Origin of the sequence: Buchnera aphidicola (Cinara curvipes) (assembly GCF_900698915.1) — a bacterium.
Classification (GTDB): Bacteria; Pseudomonadota; Gammaproteobacteria; order Enterobacterales; family Enterobacteriaceae; genus Buchnera_F; species Buchnera_F aphidicola_AY.
In genome coordinates this window covers 382,342-403,097 of record NZ_LR217710.1, presented here as the reverse complement: position 1 = coordinate 403,097, position 20,756 = coordinate 382,342, and the positions used below count along the sequence as shown (strand labels likewise).

25 protein-coding genes, 1 tRNA gene and 1 pseudogene are annotated in these 20,756 nt (G+C 24.1%); 21 read left to right on the top strand and 6 right to left on the bottom strand.

Going from position 1 to position 20,756, the window contains the following annotated elements:
* Positions 1–20 precede the first annotated feature (20 nt).
* From hemW to dusA, 4 genes are all read right to left on the bottom strand, one after another.
* Positions 21–1,157, bottom strand: coding sequence for a radical SAM family heme chaperone HemW (gene hemW, locus BUCICURV3402_RS01865; RefSeq protein WP_172598554.1), 1,137 nt, complete (start codon positions 1,155–1,157; stop codon positions 21–23).
* 108 nt (positions 1,158–1,265) lie between these two features.
* Positions 1,266–1,670, bottom strand: a complete 405-nt coding sequence (gene ruvX / locus BUCICURV3402_RS01860) for a Holliday junction resolvase RuvX (RefSeq protein ID WP_154029400.1) — start codon at positions 1,668–1,670, stop codon at positions 1,266–1,268.
* 264 nt (positions 1,671–1,934) lie between these two features.
* Positions 1,935–3,308: a replicative DNA helicase gene (gene dnaB, locus BUCICURV3402_RS01855; protein WP_154029399.1), complete on the bottom strand. Its 1,374-nt coding sequence runs from the start codon at positions 3,306–3,308 to the stop codon at positions 1,935–1,937.
* A 65-nt stretch (positions 3,309–3,373) separates the two neighbouring features.
* Positions 3,374–4,387, bottom strand: a complete 1,014-nt coding sequence (dusA, locus tag BUCICURV3402_RS01850; protein ID WP_154029398.1) for a tRNA dihydrouridine(20/20a) synthase DusA — start codon at positions 4,385–4,387, stop codon at positions 3,374–3,376.
* Between the two features lie 274 nt (positions 4,388–4,661).
* Here dusA and ssb point away from each other — a divergent pair, with 274 nt between their 5' ends.
* Positions 4,662–5,192 carry a single-stranded DNA-binding protein gene (gene ssb, locus BUCICURV3402_RS01845; RefSeq protein WP_154029397.1) on the top strand — a complete coding sequence of 177 codons (531 nt, stop codon included), beginning with the start codon at positions 4,662–4,664 and terminating at the stop codon, positions 5,190–5,192.
* Positions 5,193–5,247: 55 nt separating this feature from the next.
* Here ssb and BUCICURV3402_RS01840 read toward each other — a convergent pair whose 3' ends face one another.
* Positions 5,248–6,027, bottom strand: a complete 780-nt coding sequence (locus tag BUCICURV3402_RS01840; protein ID WP_154029396.1) for an alpha/beta fold hydrolase — start codon at positions 6,025–6,027, stop codon at positions 5,248–5,250.
* 142 nt (positions 6,028–6,169) lie between these two features.
* Between BUCICURV3402_RS01840 and BUCICURV3402_RS01835 the strand changes: the two genes are divergently transcribed.
* Complete coding sequence (locus tag BUCICURV3402_RS01835) at positions 6,170–6,751, top strand: NfuA family Fe-S biogenesis protein (protein WP_154029395.1); 582 nt, start codon at positions 6,170–6,172, stop codon at positions 6,749–6,751.
* A 70-nt stretch (positions 6,752–6,821) separates the two neighbouring features.
* Here BUCICURV3402_RS01835 and BUCICURV3402_RS01830 read toward each other — a convergent pair.
* Positions 6,822–6,908: transfer RNA gene (locus BUCICURV3402_RS01830), tRNA-Ser, on the bottom strand.
* Between the two features lie 195 nt (positions 6,909–7,103).
* On the opposite strand from BUCICURV3402_RS01830, the gene aroK reads away from it, so the two are divergent.
* From aroK to rpsC, 19 genes and pseudogenes are all read left to right on the top strand, one after another.
* Positions 7,104–7,646 (top strand): shikimate kinase AroK, encoded by a 543-nt coding sequence (gene aroK / locus BUCICURV3402_RS01825; protein WP_154029394.1) that lies wholly within the window; start codon positions 7,104–7,106, stop codon positions 7,644–7,646.
* A gap of 42 nt (positions 7,647–7,688) precedes the next feature.
* Complete coding sequence (gene aroB / locus BUCICURV3402_RS01820; protein WP_154029393.1) at positions 7,689–8,792, top strand: 3-dehydroquinate synthase; 1,104 nt, start codon at positions 7,689–7,691, stop codon at positions 8,790–8,792.
* Between the two features lie 106 nt (positions 8,793–8,898).
* Positions 8,899–9,561 carry a ribulose-phosphate 3-epimerase gene (gene rpe, locus BUCICURV3402_RS01815; protein ID WP_154029392.1) on the top strand — a complete coding sequence of 221 codons (663 nt, stop codon included), beginning with the start codon at positions 8,899–8,901 and terminating at the stop codon, positions 9,559–9,561.
* A 66-nt stretch (positions 9,562–9,627) separates the two neighbouring features.
* Positions 9,628–10,644: a tryptophan--tRNA ligase gene (gene trpS, locus BUCICURV3402_RS01810; protein WP_154029391.1), complete on the top strand. Its 1,017-nt coding sequence runs from the start codon at positions 9,628–9,630 to the stop codon at positions 10,642–10,644.
* A 207-nt stretch (positions 10,645–10,851) separates the two neighbouring features.
* Positions 10,852–11,238 (top strand): sulfurtransferase complex subunit TusD, encoded by a 387-nt coding sequence (gene tusD, locus BUCICURV3402_RS01805; protein WP_154029390.1) that lies wholly within the window; start codon positions 10,852–10,854, stop codon positions 11,236–11,238.
* A gap of 21 nt (positions 11,239–11,259) precedes the next feature.
* Positions 11,260–11,618: pseudogene (tusC, locus tag BUCICURV3402_RS01800) on the top strand (sulfurtransferase complex subunit TusC).
* A 13-nt stretch (positions 11,619–11,631) separates the two neighbouring features.
* Complete coding sequence (tusB, locus tag BUCICURV3402_RS01795; RefSeq protein WP_154029389.1) at positions 11,632–11,922, top strand: sulfurtransferase complex subunit TusB; 291 nt, start codon at positions 11,632–11,634, stop codon at positions 11,920–11,922.
* Between the two features lie 118 nt (positions 11,923–12,040).
* Positions 12,041–12,415 (top strand): 30S ribosomal protein S12, encoded by a 375-nt coding sequence (gene rpsL, locus BUCICURV3402_RS01790; RefSeq protein WP_154029388.1) that lies wholly within the window; start codon positions 12,041–12,043, stop codon positions 12,413–12,415.
* Positions 12,416–12,436: 21 nt separating this feature from the next.
* A complete protein-coding gene (rpsG, locus tag BUCICURV3402_RS01785) occupies positions 12,437–12,907 on the top strand; it encodes a 30S ribosomal protein S7 (RefSeq protein ID WP_154029387.1) in 471 nt (156 codons plus the stop codon).
* An 81-nt stretch (positions 12,908–12,988) separates the two neighbouring features.
* Positions 12,989–15,100, top strand: coding sequence for an elongation factor G (gene fusA, locus BUCICURV3402_RS01780; protein WP_154029386.1), 2,112 nt, complete (start codon positions 12,989–12,991; stop codon positions 15,098–15,100).
* Between the two features lie 60 nt (positions 15,101–15,160).
* The gene (gene tuf, locus BUCICURV3402_RS01775) at positions 15,161–16,345 is read left to right on the top strand and encodes an elongation factor Tu (RefSeq protein ID WP_154029385.1); all 1,185 of its coding nucleotides are present in this window, start codon (positions 15,161–15,163) and stop codon (positions 16,343–16,345) included.
* A 254-nt stretch (positions 16,346–16,599) separates the two neighbouring features.
* Positions 16,600–16,911, top strand: coding sequence for a 30S ribosomal protein S10 (gene rpsJ, locus BUCICURV3402_RS01770; protein WP_154029384.1), 312 nt, complete (start codon positions 16,600–16,602; stop codon positions 16,909–16,911).
* 50 nt (positions 16,912–16,961) lie between these two features.
* Positions 16,962–17,594, top strand: coding sequence for a 50S ribosomal protein L3 (gene rplC / locus BUCICURV3402_RS01765; RefSeq protein WP_154029383.1), 633 nt, complete (start codon positions 16,962–16,964; stop codon positions 17,592–17,594).
* Between the two features lie 20 nt (positions 17,595–17,614).
* The gene (gene rplD, locus BUCICURV3402_RS01760; RefSeq protein ID WP_154029382.1) at positions 17,615–18,220 is read left to right on the top strand and encodes a 50S ribosomal protein L4; all 606 of its coding nucleotides are present in this window, start codon (positions 17,615–17,617) and stop codon (positions 18,218–18,220) included.
* Entirely contained in the window at positions 18,217–18,522 is a 306-nt protein-coding gene (gene rplW / locus BUCICURV3402_RS01755) for a 50S ribosomal protein L23 (protein ID WP_154029381.1), read from the top strand. Before rplD ends, rplW begins: the two co-directional genes overlap by 4 nt.
* A gap of 18 nt (positions 18,523–18,540) precedes the next feature.
* Complete coding sequence (rplB, locus tag BUCICURV3402_RS01750; RefSeq protein WP_154029380.1) at positions 18,541–19,362, top strand: 50S ribosomal protein L2; 822 nt, start codon at positions 18,541–18,543, stop codon at positions 19,360–19,362.
* Between the two features lie 19 nt (positions 19,363–19,381).
* Positions 19,382–19,663: a 30S ribosomal protein S19 gene (gene rpsS / locus BUCICURV3402_RS01745; RefSeq protein WP_154029379.1), complete on the top strand. Its 282-nt coding sequence runs from the start codon at positions 19,382–19,384 to the stop codon at positions 19,661–19,663.
* 22 nt (positions 19,664–19,685) lie between these two features.
* Positions 19,686–20,036 carry a 50S ribosomal protein L22 gene (gene rplV / locus BUCICURV3402_RS01740; protein ID WP_154029378.1) on the top strand — a complete coding sequence of 117 codons (351 nt, stop codon included), beginning with the start codon at positions 19,686–19,688 and terminating at the stop codon, positions 20,034–20,036.
* Positions 20,036–20,740: a 30S ribosomal protein S3 gene (rpsC, locus tag BUCICURV3402_RS01735; RefSeq protein WP_154029377.1), complete on the top strand. Its 705-nt coding sequence runs from the start codon at positions 20,036–20,038 to the stop codon at positions 20,738–20,740. Before rplV ends, rpsC begins: the two co-directional genes overlap by 1 nt.
* Positions 20,741–20,756: the final 16 nt, after the last annotated feature.

Here is a 20,756-nt window from a genome sequence, read left to right as displayed (position 1 = left end):
TATGAATATTTTTTTTAATTTTATTTTAAAAATATTGACAAGAGAGAATTTAAATGTTTTTTTCCGTATTTTGTTATGATCCAATGATAATTTTTATCTATTAAATATCCTTTTTTTTTAGCTGAAAAAATTTTCTCTTGAATTATTTGTATGTTTAAATTAGTACTTTTTTCAAAACTTGAATAAGAAATAGGTTTTAATAATCTGAATTTATTTAAAAAAAATTCAAATGGAATATCTTCTTTAGGTACAATATATTTTTTTTCTGTATACTTTTTTTTTATATAAATTTCATCTCTTTTAGTTTTTATAGTACGAATAATTTTTTTATTTAATTGTGTAATTTTACCATGTGCGCCACATCCTATTCCTATATAATCACCAAAATTCCAATAGTTAAGATTATGTATACATTGATATTTTTTTTTTTTTGTAAAAGCAGATATTTCATATTGTTTATATCCTGATTTTCTTAGTATTTTTTTTCCTTTTGATCTTATTTTTTTTATATCTAAAAGAGAAGGTAATATAATATCTTGTGTATAAAATTTAGTATTTGGTTCAATATCTAGTTGATACCATGAAATATGTTCTGGTTTTAATTTTATTGCTTGTATTAAGTCACTAAGAGCTTCTTTAACAGATTGATGAGGTAATCCATAAATAATATCTATATTTAGATTTCTATTTACTATATTTTTAGTAGATTTAATAAGATCAATTACTGATTTTTTTTTATATGTTCTTTCAATTTTTTTAAGTAAATTATTATTGAATGTTTGTACGCCAATAGAAAATCTATTAATTCCGGATTGATGGTATTTTATTATTTTTTCTCTTTGATATTTGTCTGGATTGATTTCTATAGAAATTTCTATTTTTTTAGAAACTGATATAGTTTTTTTTATTTTTTGAATTAATAATTCAATTGTTTTACTCTTTAATAAACTTGGTGTTCCTCCTCCAATAAAAATTGATTTAATTGATCTATTTGAAATTATTTTTTTATCTTCTTTTAGATCTTTGATTATATGTTTTATATATTTTTCTTCTGAAATTTTTTTAGAATATTTATATGAATGGAAATCACAATATGGGCATTTTTTTATACACCAAGGTATATGAATATATAAACTAATTGGTGGTAAAATATATATTTTTTTCTTATACATAGTTTTTTAATTATAAATTTAATTTTTTAATAAAAATAGTTATATTTTTTGTATAAAATTTATTTTTATGAATAAAAATACAATTTACTTATTTTAATAAATATCCTTATTAGTTTCTAACCAACTATCAAGAATTATTTTTGCTGAAACAGAATGTATACAATGTGATTTTTTTTTTTTTAAATTTTTTTTTAATAATAATTTAGCTTCTGTTGTTGAATAATTTTCATCATGTAAATAAATATTTTTTTTAAATCGTATTTTTATTTGTTCACTAAAATTTTTTATTTTTTTATTAATGTTTTTTTTAATTCTATATGGATAACCTATAATAATATATTTGGGATTCCAATATTTTATTATATTGTTAATTTTTTCCCAAAGAGTATTTTTTTTATTATTTATAATAGATTTTATAGGAATAGAATAATTTAATTTAGTTTCAGATATAGCAACACCAATAACTTTAATACCATAATCAAAAGATAATATAATCATATTAATAATTGGATATTTTATAAGTATTTTATTATATTTTTATTTATTTAAATAAATAAAATTATTTTTTTTATATAATAAATATATCATAAATATAAAAAATTTTCTATATTTATAGAGATATGATCTAACTTAATGTGATAACATAATTATTCTCATAAAATGAATTATTTATTTATATCAGATAAATAATTTTTTATATAAATTTTTTTTTAATATATTTTTATATATAAAATTTAAATATATTTTTTATTTATTTAAAGTTTAGAATTGATATTTTTGATTATAATAGTTATCGAATCTTGACCATTGTCCATTAAATGTTAATCGAACTGTTCCAGTAGGGCCATTTCTTTGTTTTCCTATGATAATTTCTGCAATTCCTTTTAATTCACTATTTTCATGATATAATTCATCCCTATAAATAAATAAAATTAAATCAGCGTCTTGTTCTAAAGAGCCAGATTCTCTTAAATCTGAATTTACTGGTCTTTTATCAGATCTTTGTTCTAATGATCGATTTAATTGTGATAAAGCTATAATAGGAATATTAAGTTCTTTTGCCAGTGATTTTAATGTTCTTGAAATTTCAGCTATTTCTAATGTTCTATTTCCCGATAATGATGGTATTTTTATTAATTGTAAATAATCAATCATAATTAAACTTAATCCGTTATTTTCTCTATATATTTTTCTTGAACGTGAGCGTACTTCATTAGGTGTTAGACCTGATGAATCATCAATATATATGTTTTTTTTTTTTAATAAAATATTAATAGTGCTAGATATTCTACTCCATTCTTCATCATTTAATTTTCCAGTTCTAATCTTTGATTGATTTACTCTTGATAATGAAGCTAACATACGAATCATAATTTGTTCTCCGGGCATTTCTAAACTAAAAATTAAAATTGGTTTTTCATATAACATTGCTGTATTTTCACATAGATTCATAGCAAATGTTGTTTTCCCCATTGATGGTCGAGCAGCAATAATAATTAAGTCTGATTGTTGTAAACCAAATGTTTTTTTATTTAGATCATGATATCCGGTATTTAATCCAGTAATACCATTATTAGGTTTTTTTAAAAGTTTTTCAATTGATTGTATTGTGCTATCTAAAATTTTTTCGATATTCTTTGGACCTGTGTTATTTTTTTTTCGTGTTTCAGATATTTTAAATATGCTAGATTCAGCATAATCTAATAATTCCGTACTTTTTCTTCCTTTAGGGTAATATCCAGAATACGCAATATTGTGTGCTGTTAAAATAATTTCGCGTACAATTGCTCTTTCTCTGATTATTTCGGCATATGCAATAATATTAGTAATACTAGGTGTATTTTTAGAGATTTCTGCTAAGTAAGAAAATCTCCCTACATTATTTAATTCACCTTTTTGTTCTAAAGATTCTGATAATGTAATTAAATCTATTGGAGAACCTTTTTCAATTAGGTTTTTCATTTCACAGAAAATTAATTGATGTTGTCTATTATAAAAATCTTCAGCAACAATATGTTCTGAAACTATATCCCATTGTTGATTATCTAACATTAAACCACCTAGAACTGATTGTTCTGCTTCTAATGAATGAGGTGGAATTTTTAGTTTATTTATTTTTTTTTTAAAATCTATCATAAACAATAGTTTCTCTTATATAAATTTTTAAATATAAATTTAATATTATTATATAAATAATATTTTTAATATTTAATATTATTATTTATGGAAAAATTTTTATTTTTTTTATCAAAAATTTTATTTATTTTTTTAAATAAATTAAATATATTTTTTTTATTATGTATGCAATATAAAATATATAATTTCCATTTTTTTGCTTGTGGATGATTATAAAAAATATTTAACATATGTTTTATTATATGAATAATTTTATTTCCGTTTTTTTTTTCCTGATTAATATAGATCAACATTTTTTTTAAACATTTTTTTAAATTGATATTTTTTTTATAAGAAAAAATTTCTTTTTCAATTTTATGAAGTAATAATGGATTTTTATATATTTCTCTCCCCATCATAACTCCGTCTACGTTTTGTAAATGTTTTTTTATTTCTAAAATAGATTTTATTCCTCCATTAATAATAATTATTAAATCTGGTAGATCTTTTTTAATTTTATATACATAATCATAATTTAATAAAGGTATTTTGCGGTTTTTTTTAGGGCTTTGTATTTTTAAATCAGCAATTCTGGCATGAATAATAAATTTAATACAATATTTATTTTTTGATACTTTTTTAATAAAATTTTTAAGAGATTGATAATCATTTTTTTTATTAGTTCCTATTCTAATTTTAACACTTATTGGAAGAGGTACTGTGAAATATATAGATTTAATTAATTGATATACTAAAGTAGGTTTATGCATTAAACATACACCAAAATTACCTAGTTGCGCATGTTTAGATGGACAACCAATATTTAAATTTATTTCATTAAAACCCATTGAATATGCTATTTTTGCACATTTTTCAATATGTTTCGGATTACTTCCAGCTAGTTGCACTGCTATAGGGTGATTATTTTTTATTTGTTTTTTATTAAACAAGTTTCTTGAGTGTAACATTTTTTGTGTAGTAATCATTTCAGTGTATAAAAGGGTATTTTTTGTTAATTGTCGATAAAAAAATAGACAATGTTGATCCGTATATTTTAACATAGGAGCAACAGAAAATTTATTTGAGTAATTATTTTTCATGTTTTTTTTATTTGTTTTCTTATATAGATATATTAGATAATATATTAGTCTAATATAAAAGTTGTATTTTTTTTCTTTTATTTTAAAATATAATAGTTAGTTAAATAATTTTTATGTATATCTATTTCTATAATATATTTTTATATAAATAGATAATTTAATCTATATATATTTGATTTAACTAAAATAGTTAGAAGTATAAAATATTTTTATATTTTATGATATAATTTTTAATATTTATACATTTATATTCATTACATTTAGGTTAAATTTTATGGCTAGTAGAGGTGTAAATAAAGTTATTTTGATTGGTTATTTAGGGCAGGATCCAGATATACGGTATATGCCTAATGGTGGAGCGGTAGTCAATATTACTATTGCTACTTCTGATGTATGGAAAGATAAAAATACAGGTGAAACAAAAGAAAAGACTGAATGGCATAGAGTAGTTTTATTTGGAAAAATTGCTGAAATTTCAGGCCAATATTTAAAAAAGGGATCTCAAGTTTATATTGAAGGATCTTTGCAAACACGTAAATGGAAAGATCAAAATGGACTAGATCGATATACAACAGAAGTTATTGTTAGCGTTACAGGATCTATGCAAATGTTAGGTTCTCGTAATATAAACAATGTATCGAATACATCTATTGATAAAATTCAGGATATATCAAATAATAAAAATAAATCTATTAGAAAAAATAAATTATTAAATGATGATATTTCTTCAGATTATAAAAATAAATCTCATTTAGTAGATACAACATCTAAGATTGATTTTGATGATGAAGATATTCCTTTTTAATTATTGATTAATTTTTTTTATTAATATTACTGTTATTATTAAATATATTTTAATTTTAATTATCAATTTTTTTATTTTTAATAAATTTTTTTAAAATATTACAAAAAATATTAGGGTGTGATAAAAAAGGAGCATGTTTAGCGCCTTTAATAATAATAGAATTACTATTTTTATGTATATAATTTATTTTATAACATATTTCTCGAGGTACAATTTTATCTAATTCACCATATATTTTGAGTACGGGAATATTATTTGAGAGTACTTCGTTTCTTTGATCAATTTCTGTTAACCATCGATATCCTACTTCAATAGCTTTTTTTTTTGGATTAGGATATTTTTTTAAAAAAAAATTATTTATTGATAAATTTTTAATTTTTTTATCAAAAACATGTAATATAATAAACTGTTTTAAAAATTTATTGTAATTAGTAAATATATTTTTTTTTATTACTTTTAATATATTTTTTGATACACCTAACCATTCTTTTTTTTTTATGAAAAAAGGTGATGAAGTTACATGAATCATAGCAATGGTATAATTTGGATAATTTAAACTCATATAATGAGCAATAAGCCCTCCCATAGACCATCCTAACCATATTACTTTTTTTTTTATTTTTTTTAATAAATAATTAGATATTTCTTTAAAATTCATAACTGAACAATTAATACTTTTTCCAAAACCCGGTAAATCAATTATATGTAATGTAAAGGATAGTTTTAATATTGGAATAATTTTATTCCAAACAATAGAGTGTATACCCCATCCATGAAAAAAAACTATATTTATTTTTCCTTTTCCTATAATAGACCAATATATTTTTTTGTTCATTTAATTTATAAATTTTTTATTATTAATTAATATTTTTAAAACAATTTAATTAATAAAAATTTTGTATATTATTATGATTATATTAATATAAACATATTTTATTTATATTATTATACAATAACATATTATAAAGGGCAATTCTATGATTACAATTTCTAATTTAGCTGAAAAATATATTATTAAATTATTATCTAAAAAAAAAACTAAGACACATATTAGAATTTTTGTTAACTCTCCAGGTACCATGTATGCTGAATGTGGTATGGCTTATTGTGATCATCAAGATATTGATAATATAAATGATAAAGTAATATCTTTTAGTAAATTTAATATTTATATTTCTAAATCTATGCTTCCATTTTTAAAAAATGCTATTATAGACATTATAGAAAATGATTTAGGCACACAAATTACTTTAAAAGCTCCTTATGCAAAAATATTAAAAAAATCAAAAAAATTTTCTCAGCTAGAATTTAATGTAAAAAGATTTTTATCTACTAAAATTAATCCAAAACTTTTGTTACATGGAGGTTCAGTTATTTTAATTGGAATCAGTTCTACTGGTATAGCGGTTATAAAATTTTCTGGAGGATGTAATGGATGTTCTATGATAGATCAAACTTTAAAAATAGGAATAGAAAAAAGATTAACTAAGCATTTTCCTGAAATATCTGGTGTAAGTGACATTACTAATCATATATCTGGTAAACATTCATATTATTAATTAATTTTTAAATAAATAAATTTAATAAATTAAATAATAATTATATTGGTATTATTATATTAAATTTTTTCGGTGAGAAAGGGATTCGAACCCTTGATACTTTTTACAATATACACGCTTTCCAGGCATGCTCCTTAATCCACTCAGACATCTCACCTTTATAATACAATATTAATTATTCATAATATTAAAAAGTATTTTTAAAATCAAGCTTTTTATTATATTATTAAGTTTATATTAACAATTTTTATATTTTATTTTTTTAAATATTTATTTTAATTATTAAGATTTTTAATCTTTTAGTAAAAAAATAATTATATTTAATGATTATTAATGATTTTGGAAGGTATTTATGAATAAAGATAAAAAAAAAAATATTTTTTTAGTTGGTCCAATGGGAGCAGGAAAAAGCACTATTGGTCGTTATTTATCTAAATTATTAAATATGCGATTTTATGATTCTGACATTGAAATTGAAAAGAGAACTGGTGTAGATATAGATTGGGTTTTTGAGGTAGAAGGCGAATCAGAATTTCGTATACGTGAAGAAAAAATTATTAATGAATTAACCAATAAAAAAGGTATAATATTAGCTACTGGAGGAGGATCAATTTTATCATCTAAATCAAGGGATTTTTTATTTTCCAGAGGTACTGTTGTATATTTACGAGCTACTGTTAATGAACAATTAATTAGAACTAAAATTGGAAAAAAAAGACCTTTATTATCTATTAATTATAATAAAAATAAAAAAATATTACATGATTTATTTCAAATACGCGATCCTTTATATAAAAATGTTTCTCATATTATCGTTGATACTTATAATAAAAAAATAAAATCAATTATATCTGATATTATATATCATATACGTACGAGTAATTTGTTGGATTAATGTAATAATTTTAATTTTTTAAATTAAACAAGAGTTTATATTATGATAAATAAAATACATGTAAATTTAAATTTTAATAGTTATGATATATATATTGGTAGTCAATTATTAAAGGATGAATCTATATCATCTTTTTTTTTAAGTAATAAAAATAGTGTCATTATTATAAATGAAAATGTGTATAATATTATCTTAAAAAATAAATTAAAAACTAATTTTTATAATTATATTAAAGATATAAAATTTTTTTTAATTAAAGATGGAGAGTATTACAAAAATTTTAAAACTGTTGAAAAAATAATATCTTTTTTATTAAATCAATCATACGGCCGTGATTTATCATTGATAGCCTTAGGCGGCGGAGTTATTGGTGATATTACAGGTTTTGTTGCATCAATATATCAAAGAGGAGTTAATTTTTTTCAGATTCCTACTACTTTATTAGCTCAAGTTGATGCTTCTATAGGAGGAAAAACTGGTATTAATCATTCTTTAGGAAAAAATATGATTGGTTCATTTTGGCAGCCTAAAGGTGTATTAGTTGATATTGATTTTCTTTTAACTTTACCTAAAAAACATATTATTTCAGGTATAGCTGAAATTATTAAATATGCAATTATTTTTGATAATAGTTTTTTTATATGGTTAGAAAAAAATTTATTAAAAATATTGAATTTACATGAAAATGAATTATTATTTTGTATACAAAAATGCTGTGAATTAAAAGTGCGAATTGTTGAAAATGATGAAAAAGAAAATAATTCACGAGCTTTCCTAAATTTAGGACATAGTTTTGCGCATGCTATTGAAACTTATACAGGTTATGGAAAGTGGTTACATGGTGATGCTGTTTCAGTTGGTATTATAATGGCATCATATTTATCTTTTCAGTTAAATATTTTGAAAGAAGATGATTTATTTAGAATAATAAAAATTTTTCATAATATTGGTTTACCAACAACAGGACCTAAAAATATGAAACCAAATGACTATCTTTTTTTAATGTTACGAGATAAGAAAGTATTAAATGGAGTTATTCGTTTGATTTTACCTATTACTATTGGTAAAGTAAAAATTTTTTCTTCTATAGATCAAAACGTTCTTTTAGAATCTATTAAAAAATTTCAAAAAAAATATATTTTTTAAAAAATTAATTAATCTATTTATTATACATTATAATTATTTATAATTTTATTTTTATAAATATTTTTCATTAAAAATTATATATTAACTGTTATAATATAGGAAGTGTATGAAAAAGTTTTTAATTGTTCCATCAATTTTATCTGCAAATTTTTGTAATTTAGAAAATGATATACGGAAAGTTTTACATGCTGGTTGTAATCTTATTCATTTTGATGTAATGGATAATCATTATGTTCCTAATCTTACTATGGGTCCTATAATATTACAATCTATAAAAGATAATAAAATTCCAGTTCAAATTGATGTACATTTAATGGCTTCTCCCGTAGATTCTTTAATTTCCTTATTTTCTAATTTAAATGTAAAATTTATAACTATTCATCCTGAAACTACTAATCATTTAGATAAAACTATACGACTTATCAAAAATATCGGTTGCGGAGTTGGTATTGCTTTAAATCCTGCAACTTCTTTAAATTTTTTAGATTATATACTTGATGAATTAGATTTAATATTAGTAATGACAGTTAACCCTGGTTTTGGAGGACAGTTTTTTTTAAAGCACATTTTAAAAAAAATCAAATATATACGTTATTTAATTAATAAAAGAAAAAGAAATATTTTATTATCGGTAGATGGAGGGATTAATTTATCAAATTTTTCAAGTGTTATACATTCAGGTGCTGATATTTTAGTAATTGGATCAGCTATTTTTAACTCTCATGATTGTATACAAACTATAGAAGATTTTAAAAATATTTTAATTTGATTTTATAGTTTATATAAATATGTACTCTATACATTTTAAAAAATATTTTTTAAGGGTTTTTTATATATGTTATATTTTAAAAAAAAAGATATTATGTTTACAGGCATTCAACCAACTGGTTTACTTACTTTGGGAAATTATTGTGGAACTATGTATAGATGGAGAAATATTCAGAAAGATTATCAATGTTTTTTTTGTATTGCTGATTTACATTCATTAACTACTTTTAAAATAGATAATTCAAAATATTGTTTTTCTAGTAATATTTTGGATATGGTAGCTTTATATTTATCATGTGGTGTAGATCCTACTAATAGTGTAATTTTTTTACAATCTCACGTGTATACACATAGTCAATTATATTGGATTTTGAGTAATTTTGTTTATTTTGGTGAATTGTCTCGTATGACACAATTTAAGAAAAGATTATTATATAATAATACTCAAATTAATTTGTCTTTATTTTCTTATCCTGTTTTAATGGCTGCTGACATTTTATTATATAATACTAATTGTGTTTCTGTTGGTTTAGATCAAAAACAACATATAGAATTAGTAAAAAAAATTGCTCTTCGTTTTAATTCTATATATGAAAATATTTTTATTATACCAGATATTTTAATAGAATCAATAGGATCTAAAATTATGGCTTTACAAAATCCTAAAAAAAAAATGTCTAAATCAGATATAAATGTAGATAATACAATTTTTTTATTAGATAAAATAGATGTTATATGTTTAAAGATAAAACAATCATTAACAGATTCTGATAACCCACCTCAAATTGTATTTAATCCTAAAAAAAAACCAGGTATTTCTAATTTATTATCAATTTTTTCATCTCTAACAAATACTGATATTTCTATATTAGAAAAAAGATTTAAATTTTATCAATATTCTAGTTTTAAAAAAATATTATCAGATGTTATTTGTGATACAATTTTTAAGATACAACAATCATATATCTATTTTAGAAAAAACGAAGATTATTTAATTGATATTTTAAAGTCTGGAAAAAAGACTGCATTGAATTATAGTAAAAATAATTTAAAGAAAATTTTTAGTGTATTAAATTTAGTATAATTAATATAATAATATTTTAAAAAAAAATAATAATTTTTTTATTTTTAAATAAAAAAAATTTATATCTTTTAAATATAATTTCATTATTTTTATGAATATATATTTATATTATTAATCTTAATTAATTATTGAAAATTAAATATTTATAGTTATAAACATAATATATTTTATTTTTTTTATATAAATTCAATTAATTATGGTATTAATATGAACTTTATTCTTTTTGTATCTGGACCACCTTATGGAACTCAGAATTCTATAACCGCTTTTTTATTTGTTAAATCTATTCTTTTTTTAAATCACCATATAAAAAAAATTTTTTTTTATGCTTCGGGTGTATATAATGCTAATGCTATGATTTCACCACCCATAAATGAATTTAATATATTAAAAGGATGGCTAAATTTAAAAAAAAAATATAATTTGAAATTGTGTATTTGTCCTGGTTCTGCTTATAGACGGGGGATATTATTAGATAAATCTATTATTAAACCTAAATATATTCAAGAAATTTATTCATCTTCATTTAACTTAACTAGTTTAAATGAATTATCTTATTCTATAAATAATTGTGATCGTATTATACAATTCTAATTTTAAATAAAGTTCAACCTAATGAAATCTATTGCTTTTGTTTTTTCTAAAGCTCCATATGGAAATAGTATAGGTAGAGAAGGATTAGATTTTATTTTATCTTTTTCCTTATTTAGTAATAAAATTTCTTTGTTTTTTATTGATGATGGTGTATTTCAATTAATGAAATATCAAAAACCAAGTTTAATTAAATTACATAATTATTCTCTTTCTTTTAAGATTCTATCATTATATGATATAAAAGATTTTTTTTTTGTAAAGATTCTGCTTATCAGAGAGGATTAAAAGATAATGATAAATTTTTATTACCGGTAAAATTTTTAAATAGTTTTTGTATTCAAAAAAAAATTAATAAATTTGATTTTATTTTTAAGTGGTGATAATAAAAAATTTATGTTACATATTTTATTAAATTCTCCGTATGATATATCTATATCATCTTTGTTTTCATTTAGTTCTGAATATGATGATTTAATTTGTCTTCAGGATGGTGTGATATTAGGAGTTATAAATAATATTTTTTTAGAAAAATTTTATAAAAATTTTAATTTAATTTATTTTTTAGAAGATGATTTATCTGCTAGAGGTTTATTAAAATTAGCTAAAAAAAATAATTTAATTATGACTAACTATTATAGTTTTGTATTATTAACATTAAGTCATAACAGAAATATGACTTGGTAATTATTTTAAAAGTTAAAATTAATATAATTTATATTGAGTAATTTTTATTATTACTACTTTATTCGGTATAATATTTTTAATAATTTTAATATTAAAAATAGAGTATTTAGGAGAATATATGTCTACCATTAATCAATTAGTACGTACTCCTAGAGTACGAAAATTAGTAAAAAGTAATGTTCCTGCTTTATCTGGCTGTCCTCAAAAAAGAGGAGTCTGTACCAGAGTATATACTACCACACCTAAAAAACCAAATTCTGCATTAAGAAAAGTTTGTCGTGTTCGATTAACTAATGGTTATGAAGTAACAGCTTATATTGGAGGAGAAGGTCATAATTTACAGGAACACTCAGTTATTTTAATACGCGGAGGAAGGGTAAAAGATTTACCTGGTGTACGATATCATGTAGTTAGAGGTTCTTTAGATTGTTCAGGTGTTAAGGATCGAAAAAAAGGTCGATCTAAATATGGTGTTAAAAAATTAAAAACATAGATATTTTAAAGGAGTGTATATATGCCTCGTCGTCACATAATAGGACAGCGTAAAATTTTACCAGATCCTAAATTTTCTTCAGATTTATTAGCTAAATTTATTAATATATTAATGATTGATGGTAAAAAGTCTATTGCTGAAAATATTGTTTATTCAGCCTTATCAAATTTATCCAAAAAAATGAAAAAAAAAGAATTAGATGTTTTTACATCAGCATTAGATAATGTAAAACCGCTTGTAGAAGTAAAATCACGTCGTGTTGGAGGATCTACTTATCAGGTTCCAGTAGAAGTTCGTCCAGTCAGAAGAAATGCTTTAGCAATGAGGTGGATTGTAGAAGCTGCTCGTAAACGTACTGATAAGTCTATGTCAATACGTTTAACTAATGAATTAGCAGATGCTATAGAAAATAAAGGTTCAGCTGTACGTAAACGTGAAGAGGTTCATAAAATGGCTGATGCAAATAAAGCATTTGCACATTATCGTTGGTAATTTTATTTATAAAAATATTTTTATATATATAAATATATAAAATTATTTTATTACGGATCTTATATTAATAAGAGGATTTTTATGGTACGTATAACACCTGTTACTCAATATCGAAATATTGGTATTAGTGCACATATTGATGCAGGTAAAACAACTACGACTGAACGTATATTGTTTTATACTGGCGTTAATCATAAAATTGGAGAAGTTCATGACGGCGCTGCTACTATGGACTGGATGGTGCAAGAACAAGAAAGAGGGATTACAATAACTTCTGCAGCAACAACTACTTTTTGGTCAGGAATGGCTAATCAATTTTTATCACATCGAATTAATATTATTGATACTCCAGGTCATGTTGATTTTACAATTGAAGTCGAAAGATCAATGAGAATATTAGATGGAGTAGTAATGATTTACTGTGCTGTTGGAGGAGTTCAACCTCAATCAGAGACGGTGTGGAGACAGGCAAATAAATATAAAGTACCAAGAATTGCTTTTATAAATAAAATGGATAGAATGGGAGCGGATTTTTTTAAAGTTGTTAATCAAATCCGTACACGTTTACACACTATAGCTGTTCCAATTCAGTTATCTATTGGTTCTGAAGAAAATTTTTTAGGTATTGTTGATTTAGTAAAAATGAAAGCAATAAAATGGTCTCAAAAAGATCAAGGTATAACATTTAAATATTATGAAATTCCAAAAGAGTTATTATCTATTTCTAAAAAATGGCATGTAAATTTAGTTGAAATTGCAGCTGAAGCAGATGATGATTTAATGGAAAAATATTTACAAAATGAAGATTTGAATGAACAAGATATTAAAAAAGGATTAAGAAAAAGAGCATTAAATAATGAAATTACTTTAATAACTTGTGGTTCTGCATTTAAAAATAAGGGTGTACAGGCTTTATTAGATGCTGTTATTGAATATTTACCTTCACCTAAAGATATTGATGAAATTAAAAATTTTATAAAAGATAAAAAAAAGACTGTTTTATTTAGAAGTTCTAATGACAAACAACCTTTTTCTGCTCTTGCGTTTAAAATTGCATCCGATGCTTTTGTTGGAAACTTAACTTTTTTTCGTGTTTATTCGGGTGTTGTTCGATCAGGTGATGTAGTATTAAATTCAGTGAAATCACATACTGAAAGATTTGGTAGAATTGTACAAATGCATGCGAATAAACGTGAAGAAATAAAAGAAGTTAGAGCTGGAGATATTGCTGCTGCAATTGGTTTAAAAAATGTTACTACTGGTGATACATTATGTGATGTAAATCATCCAATTATTTTAGAAAAAATGGATTTTCCTGAACCAGTTATTTCTATTGCAGTTGAACCTAAAACTAAAGTTGATCAGGAAAAAATGGGTTTAGCTTTAAATAGATTAGCTAAAGAAGATCCTTCATTTAAAGTATGGACAGATAATGAATCTAATCAAACAATTATAGCTGGTATGGGAGAGTTACATTTAGAAATTATTGTTGATCGAATGAAACGTGAATTTAATGTTGATGCTAATATAGGTAAACCGCAAGTTGCTTATCGTGAAACGATTTTAAATAAAGTAATAGATGTTGAAGGTAAACATATTAAGCAATCTGGAGGTAGAGGACAGTATGGGCATGTTGTAATTGATATTTTTCCGTTGAAACCAAATGAATCAGGTTATTCTTTTATTAATGATATTAAAGGGGGGGTTATACCAGGAGAATATATTTCTTCTATTGATAAAGGTATTCAGGAACAATTAAAGTCTGGTCCTTTAGCTGGATATCCTGTTGTTGATATTGGAGTACGATTACATGATGGATCATATCATGATGTTGATTCTTCAGAACTTGCTTTTAAATTAGCTGCTTCATATGCATTTAAATCAGCATTTAAACAAGCAAATCCAATTTTATTGGAACCTATTATGCAAGTTGAGGTAGAGACACCTGAAGAATATATGGGTGATGTAATTGGTGATATTAATCGTCGTCGAGGAATTATTGAAGGTATGGTTGATGATTTAATAGGCGGAAAAAATATTAAAGCATATATTCCTTTATCTGAAATGTTTGGATATGCTACTGATTTACGGTCTCAAACTCAAGGAAGAGCTTCTTATTCTATGGAATTTATAAAGTATACAGAAGCTCCTAGTTCAATTTGTGATACTATTATCTCTAAGAGAAAATATTAATAATATTTTTTATATATTTTTTATTTTTAAAAAATAAGTTTATTAATAAAGGAAAAAATAATGTCAAAAGAAAAGTTTAATCGTTCTAAACCTCATATTAATGTTGGAACTATTGGTCATGTAGATCACGGGAAAACTACTTTAACAGCAGCTATAACTACTGTTTTATCAAAAAGATTTGGTGGTAAGGCTTGTGCTTTTGAACAAATTGATAATGCTCCAGAAGAAAAAGCTAGAGGTATTACAATTAATACTTCACATGTTGAATATGATACAGAAGTTCGTCATTATGCTCATGTTGATTGTCCTGGACATGCTGATTATATAAAAAATATGATTACTGGTGCAGCTCAAATGGACGGAGCGATTTTAGTAGTAGCAGCTACTGATGGTCCTATGCCTCAAACCAGAGAACATATTTTATTGGGAAGACAGGTAGGAGTTCCACATATTATTGTTTTTTTAAATAAATGTGACATGGTTGATGATGAAGAACTATTAGAATTAGTTGAAATGGAAGTGCGTGATTTATTAACACAGTATGATTTTCCAGGAGACGACATTCCTATTATACGCGGATCAGCTTTAAAAGCGCTGGAAGGAGATAAAGTTTGGGAAGATAAAATTATTGAGTTAGCAAATTATTTAGATAAATATATTCCTATACCAGTTAGAGCTATTGATGAACCATTTTTATTGCCAATAGAAGATGTTTTTTCTATTTCTGGTCGCGGTACAGTTGTAACTGGTCGTATTGAGCGTGGTATTATTAAAGTTGGTGAAGAAATTGAAATTGTTGGAATTAAACCTACTACTAAAACGATATGTACTGGTGTTGAAATGTTTCGTAAGTTGTTAGATGAAGGTCGTGCAGGAGAAAATGTTGGTGTTTTATTACGGGGAACAAAACGGGATGATATTGAACGTGGTCAGGTTTTATCTAAACCGGGAACTATTCATCCTCATTTGAAATTTGAATCTGAAGTTTATGTTTTATCAAAAGAAGAAGGTGGAAGACATACTCCTTTTTTTAAAGGTTATCGCCCTCAGTTCTACTTTAGAACAACTGATGTTACCGGTTCTATTGAGCTTCCTGATAATGTTGAAATGGTTATGCCTGGAGATAATATAAAAATGATAGTAACATTAATACATCCTATTGCTATGGCTGAAGGATTACGTTTTGCGATTCGAGAAGGCGGTAGAACAGTCGGAGCTGGTGTAGTTGCAAAAGTAATTGCATAATATTAATATAAATTTTATTATATATCAATATTTTGACATTTTGTCAAGAATAGAGTATTTCTCTTTTCTTGACATATATATATAAATATTATGTAGTATTTGTTTTAGTGAAAAGTAATAATTATTTATAAAATTGTTACATAAAAATATTTAATCTGTTGTTTTTTTTGAAAAATAAATTATTATTTGAATAATTTTATTAATTAAATTAAATTGATAAAATAGAATTTACTTAAATAAGGAGTTCTGTGTTTATGCCCGGTCAGAGAATTCGTATTCGTTTAAAAGCTTTTGATTATCGTTTAATTGATCAATCTACAGCAGAAATTGTAGATACAGCAAAACGTACTGGAGCTAAAGTATTGGGACCAATTCCTTTACCTACTCGAAAAGAGAGATTTACCATTTTAGTTTCACCTCATGTAAATAAAGATGCTCGTGATCAATATGAAATTAGAACTCATAAAAGATTAATTGACATTATACAACCTACAGAAAAAACTGTTGATGCATTGATGCGTTTAGATCTTGCTGCAGGAGTTGATGTACAAATTAGTTTAGATTAACATAAAAATATTATATAAAATTAATTTTCAATTAAGAAAGGCAAATAGTAATGATAGGTCTAGTTGGTAAAAAATTAGGAATAACACGTATTTTTATGAATGATGGTGCGTCTATTCCTGTAACATTAATTGAAGTTCTTGATAATACTATTGTACAAATTAAATCATTGAATAATGATAAATATGAATCTATTCAATTAACTACAGGTATTAAAAAAAAAAATAGTATTTTAAAACCTGAATTAGGTCACTACATGAAATATAAAGTACCTATTGGTAGAGGGTTATGGGAATTTAGATGTAATGATTCATCAAAATTTAAATGTGGTCAAAAAATAACTATAAATTTATTTAATGGTATAAAAAAAGTAGATGTAACAGGTATTTCTAAAGGTAAGGGTTTTTCTGGTACAGTAAAACGTTGGAATTTTAGTATGCAAGATGCTACTCATGGAAATTCTTTATCTCATCGTGTTCCCGGTTCTATTGGTCAAAATCAAACTCCAGGTCATGTCTTTAAAGGTAAAAAAATGTCAGGTCATTTAGGTAATAAACGTACTACAATGCAAAATTTATGTATTATAAAAATAGATGACCTAAAAAAAATAATATTTATTAAAGGATCTATTCCTGGTTGTATTGGAAGTAATGTATTAATTAAACCAGCAATTAAGAATAAATAAAGGAAGGGGGGTAAAAAAATATGGAATTAATGTTTCAAGGTACAGATGAATCATGTTGTTTATCCGAACGTATTTTTAACGTTTCTTTTAATGAGCCTCTTATTCATCAAATTGTAGTTACATACTTGGCTCGTAAAAGACAAGGGAGTAAAGCTCAGAAAAGTAGATCAGAAGTATCAGGTTCAGGTAAAAAACCCTGGAGACAAAAAGGTACAGGTAGAGCTCGTTCAGGATCTTTAAGAAGTCCTATTTGGAGATCAGGAGGAGTTACTTTTGCAGCTAAACCTAAAAAATATTTTTTAAAAGTAAATAAAAAAATGTATAAAGGTGCTATAAAAAGTATTTTTTCAGAATTGATTCGACAAAATCGTTTATTTTTATTTAAAGATTTTTTAATTGAATCTCCAAAAACAAAAATATTATTGAAAAAATTAAAATTAATGAATTTTATTCGAGCTTTAATTATTACTGATGATATAAATAAAAATTTATTATTTGCATCTAGAAATTTATATTCTATATGTGTTTTGGATGTAAAATCGATTAATCCCATTAGTTTAATATCATATGAAAATATATTAATTACTTTTTCAGCGATTAAAAAAATTGAGGTTATGTTGCAATGATTTATACAGAAAAATTATTAAAAGTACTTTTATCACCTCATATTTCTGAAAAAACATCAGATAATATGAAAAAGAATAATACAGTAGTATTAAAAGTATTAAAAAATTCTACTAAATTTGAAATTAAATCAGCTGTTGAAAAATTTTTTCAAGTCCGAGTATATAAAATTAATACTTTAATAGTAAAAGGAAAAAGAAAACGTCAGAAAAATAAATTATGTAAACGTAATGATTGGAAGAAAGCATATGTGATTTTACAATCTGGTCAAAATTTAGAATTTTTAGGTCATTCAACACAATAATGATGAAAAGGAGGTTATGTGGCAATTATAAAATGTAAACCAACATCTCCTGGTAGACGTCATGTAATAAAGGTAGTGCATTCTAATTTATATAAAGGTCGACCATATGCACCTTTATTACAGAAAAAGATTAAAACGGGCGGAAGAAATAATTACGGTCGTATTACAACACGTCATATTGGTGGTGGGCATAAACAATTATATCGTTGTATTGATTTTAAAAGGTATAAAGATAATATTAAAGGTATAGTTAAAAGAATTGAATATGATCCTAATAGATCATCGAATATTATTTTAATATTATATAAAGATGGTAGTAGAAGTTATATTTTAGAACCTAAAGGTATTCAAGTTGGTGATATTGTTGAATCTGGAAATTTAGTACCGATTAAAATAGGAAATACTTTACCCTTAAAAAATATTCCTATTGGTACTATTATACATAATATTGAAATGAAATCTGGTAAAGGGGGTCAAATTGCTCGATCTGCTGGAAATTATGCTCAGTTAATTTCTAAAGAAAATAAGTATGCAGTTATACGATTACGTTCTGGAGAATTAAGAAAAATTCATACGGAATGTCGTGCAACTATAGGAGAAGTAGGTAATGCAGAACATATGTTACGTATCTTAGGAAAAGCTGGTGCCTCTCGTCGATATGGTATTAGACCTACAGTACGTGGTACTGCAATGAACCCGGTAGATCATCCTCATGGAGGTGGTGAAGGTAGAAATTTTGGTAAACATCCAGTTAGTCCTTGGGGAATGAAAACAAAAGGTAAAAAAACTAGAAGAAATAAAAGAACTGAAAAATTTATTGTACGCCATAGAAATAAATAACTATATAGGGGAAAAGTATATGCCTCGATCTCTTAAAAAAGGTCCTTTTATTGATGTACATTTATTAAAAAAGATTCAAAATTCATTACAAGAAGAAAAAAAAAAAGCAGTTCGTACATGGTCTAGACGTTCTACAATTTTTCCTAATATGATTGGTTTAACAATATTAGTACATAATGGTCGTAAACACATTCCAGTATTTATTACTGAAGAAATGGTTGGTCATAAATTAGGAGAATTTTCTATTACAAGAACTTATAGAGGGCATACTGCAGATAAAAAAATTAAAAACACTACTTAAATAAAACTAAAAAGAAAATAATATGAATATATTAGCTAAATATAACCAAATTCGTTCTTCAGCTCAAAAAATACGTTTAATTACAAATATTATTCGTGGCAAAAATGCACTATTATCATTACAAATTTTATCAAATTTAAATAAAAAATCAGCTATTTTAGTTAAAAAATTATTAAATTCAGCTTTATCGAATGCTGAACATAATTATAATTGTGATACAAAAATATTAATTATTTCAAAAATTTTTGTTAATAGTGGTAGTAGTATGAAACGTATGATGCCAAGAGCAAAAGGTAGAGCTGATAGAATTTTAAAAAGAACAAGTCATCTTACAATTATTTTATCTGATGCTATTTATTCGGAGGGGAACTAATGGGTCAAAAAGTACATCCTAATGGAATGCGATTAGGTGTTATTAAATCATGGAATTCTTTTTGGTTTGCTGGTAAAAAAGAATTTTCAAATTATATAGATAATGATTTTAAAGTTCGTAGTTTTATAATGAAAAAATTAATAAAAGCCTCAATATCTAAAATTGTTATTGAACGTCTTTCAAAAAGTATTAAATTAACTATATATACAGCAAGACCTGGTATTGTAATTGGAAAAAAAGGAGAAGATGTTGAAAAATTACGTATAGAAATTTCTAAGTTAACTAATGTGCCAGCACAAATAAATATTTCTGAAATTCGTAAACCAGAATTAGATGCAAAATTAGTAGCAGATAACATTGCATCTCAGTTAGAAAGAAGAATTATGTTCAGAAGAGCTATGAAACGATCAGTTCAAAATGCTATTCGTCAAGGAGCAAAAGGTATTAAAGTAGAAGTAAGTGGACGCTTAGGAGGGGTGGAAATTGCTCGTAGAGAATGGTATAGAGAAGGAAGAGTCCCCTTACATACATTAAGAGCAGACATTGAATATAATACTTCAGAAGCGCATACTACATATGGAATAATTGGAGTAAAAGTATGGATTTTTAAAGGTGAAATATTAGATGGAATGGTTTTTGCTCAAAAAAAAGATAAAAAGAAATTTAGTTCAGTGAAAAAAAATTCTCGAAGAAGTCGAAGATAAATTACGGAGATTTATA

Coding starts and splice junctions, on each gene's coding strand:
- dusA (WP_154029398.1), bottom strand. CDS start 4,387: ATGAAAAATAATTACTCAAATAAATTTTCTGTTGCTCCTATGTTAAAA.
- ruvX (WP_154029400.1), bottom strand. CDS start 1,670: ATGATTATATTATCTTTTGATTATGGTATTAAAGTTATTGGTGTTGCT.
- dnaB (WP_154029399.1), bottom strand. CDS start 3,308: ATGATAGATTTTAAAAAAAAAATAAATAAACTAAAAATTCCACCTCAT.
- rpsG (WP_154029387.1), top strand. CDS start 12,437: ATGCCTCGTCGTCACATAATAGGACAGCGTAAAATTTTACCAGATCCT.
- rplW (WP_154029381.1), top strand. CDS start 18,217: ATGATTTATACAGAAAAATTATTAAAAGTACTTTTATCACCTCATATT.
- fusA (WP_154029386.1), top strand. CDS start 12,989: ATGGTACGTATAACACCTGTTACTCAATATCGAAATATTGGTATTAGT.
- rplD (WP_154029382.1), top strand. CDS start 17,615: ATGGAATTAATGTTTCAAGGTACAGATGAATCATGTTGTTTATCCGAA.
- rpsJ (WP_154029384.1), top strand. CDS start 16,600: ATGCCCGGTCAGAGAATTCGTATTCGTTTAAAAGCTTTTGATTATCGT.
- rplC (WP_154029383.1), top strand. CDS start 16,962: ATGATAGGTCTAGTTGGTAAAAAATTAGGAATAACACGTATTTTTATG.
- rpsS (WP_154029379.1), top strand. CDS start 19,382: ATGCCTCGATCTCTTAAAAAAGGTCCTTTTATTGATGTACATTTATTA.
- rpsC (WP_154029377.1), top strand. CDS start 20,036: ATGGGTCAAAAAGTACATCCTAATGGAATGCGATTAGGTGTTATTAAA.
- tuf (WP_154029385.1), top strand. CDS start 15,161: ATGTCAAAAGAAAAGTTTAATCGTTCTAAACCTCATATTAATGTTGGA.
- rplV (WP_154029378.1), top strand. CDS start 19,686: ATGAATATATTAGCTAAATATAACCAAATTCGTTCTTCAGCTCAAAAA.
- trpS (WP_154029391.1), top strand. CDS start 9,628: ATGTTATATTTTAAAAAAAAAGATATTATGTTTACAGGCATTCAACCA.
- tusD (WP_154029390.1), top strand. CDS start 10,852: ATGAACTTTATTCTTTTTGTATCTGGACCACCTTATGGAACTCAGAAT.
- rpe (WP_154029392.1), top strand. CDS start 8,899: ATGAAAAAGTTTTTAATTGTTCCATCAATTTTATCTGCAAATTTTTGT.
- tusB (WP_154029389.1), top strand. CDS start 11,632: ATGTTACATATTTTATTAAATTCTCCGTATGATATATCTATATCATCT.
- BUCICURV3402_RS01840 (WP_154029396.1), bottom strand. CDS start 6,027: ATGAACAAAAAAATATATTGGTCTATTATAGGAAAAGGAAAAATAAAT.
- rpsL (WP_154029388.1), top strand. CDS start 12,041: ATGTCTACCATTAATCAATTAGTACGTACTCCTAGAGTACGAAAATTA.
- aroB (WP_154029393.1), top strand. CDS start 7,689: ATGATAAATAAAATACATGTAAATTTAAATTTTAATAGTTATGATATA.
- BUCICURV3402_RS01835 (WP_154029395.1), top strand. CDS start 6,170: ATGATTACAATTTCTAATTTAGCTGAAAAATATATTATTAAATTATTA.
- aroK (WP_154029394.1), top strand. CDS start 7,104: ATGAATAAAGATAAAAAAAAAAATATTTTTTTAGTTGGTCCAATGGGA.
- ssb (WP_154029397.1), top strand. CDS start 4,662: ATGGCTAGTAGAGGTGTAAATAAAGTTATTTTGATTGGTTATTTAGGG.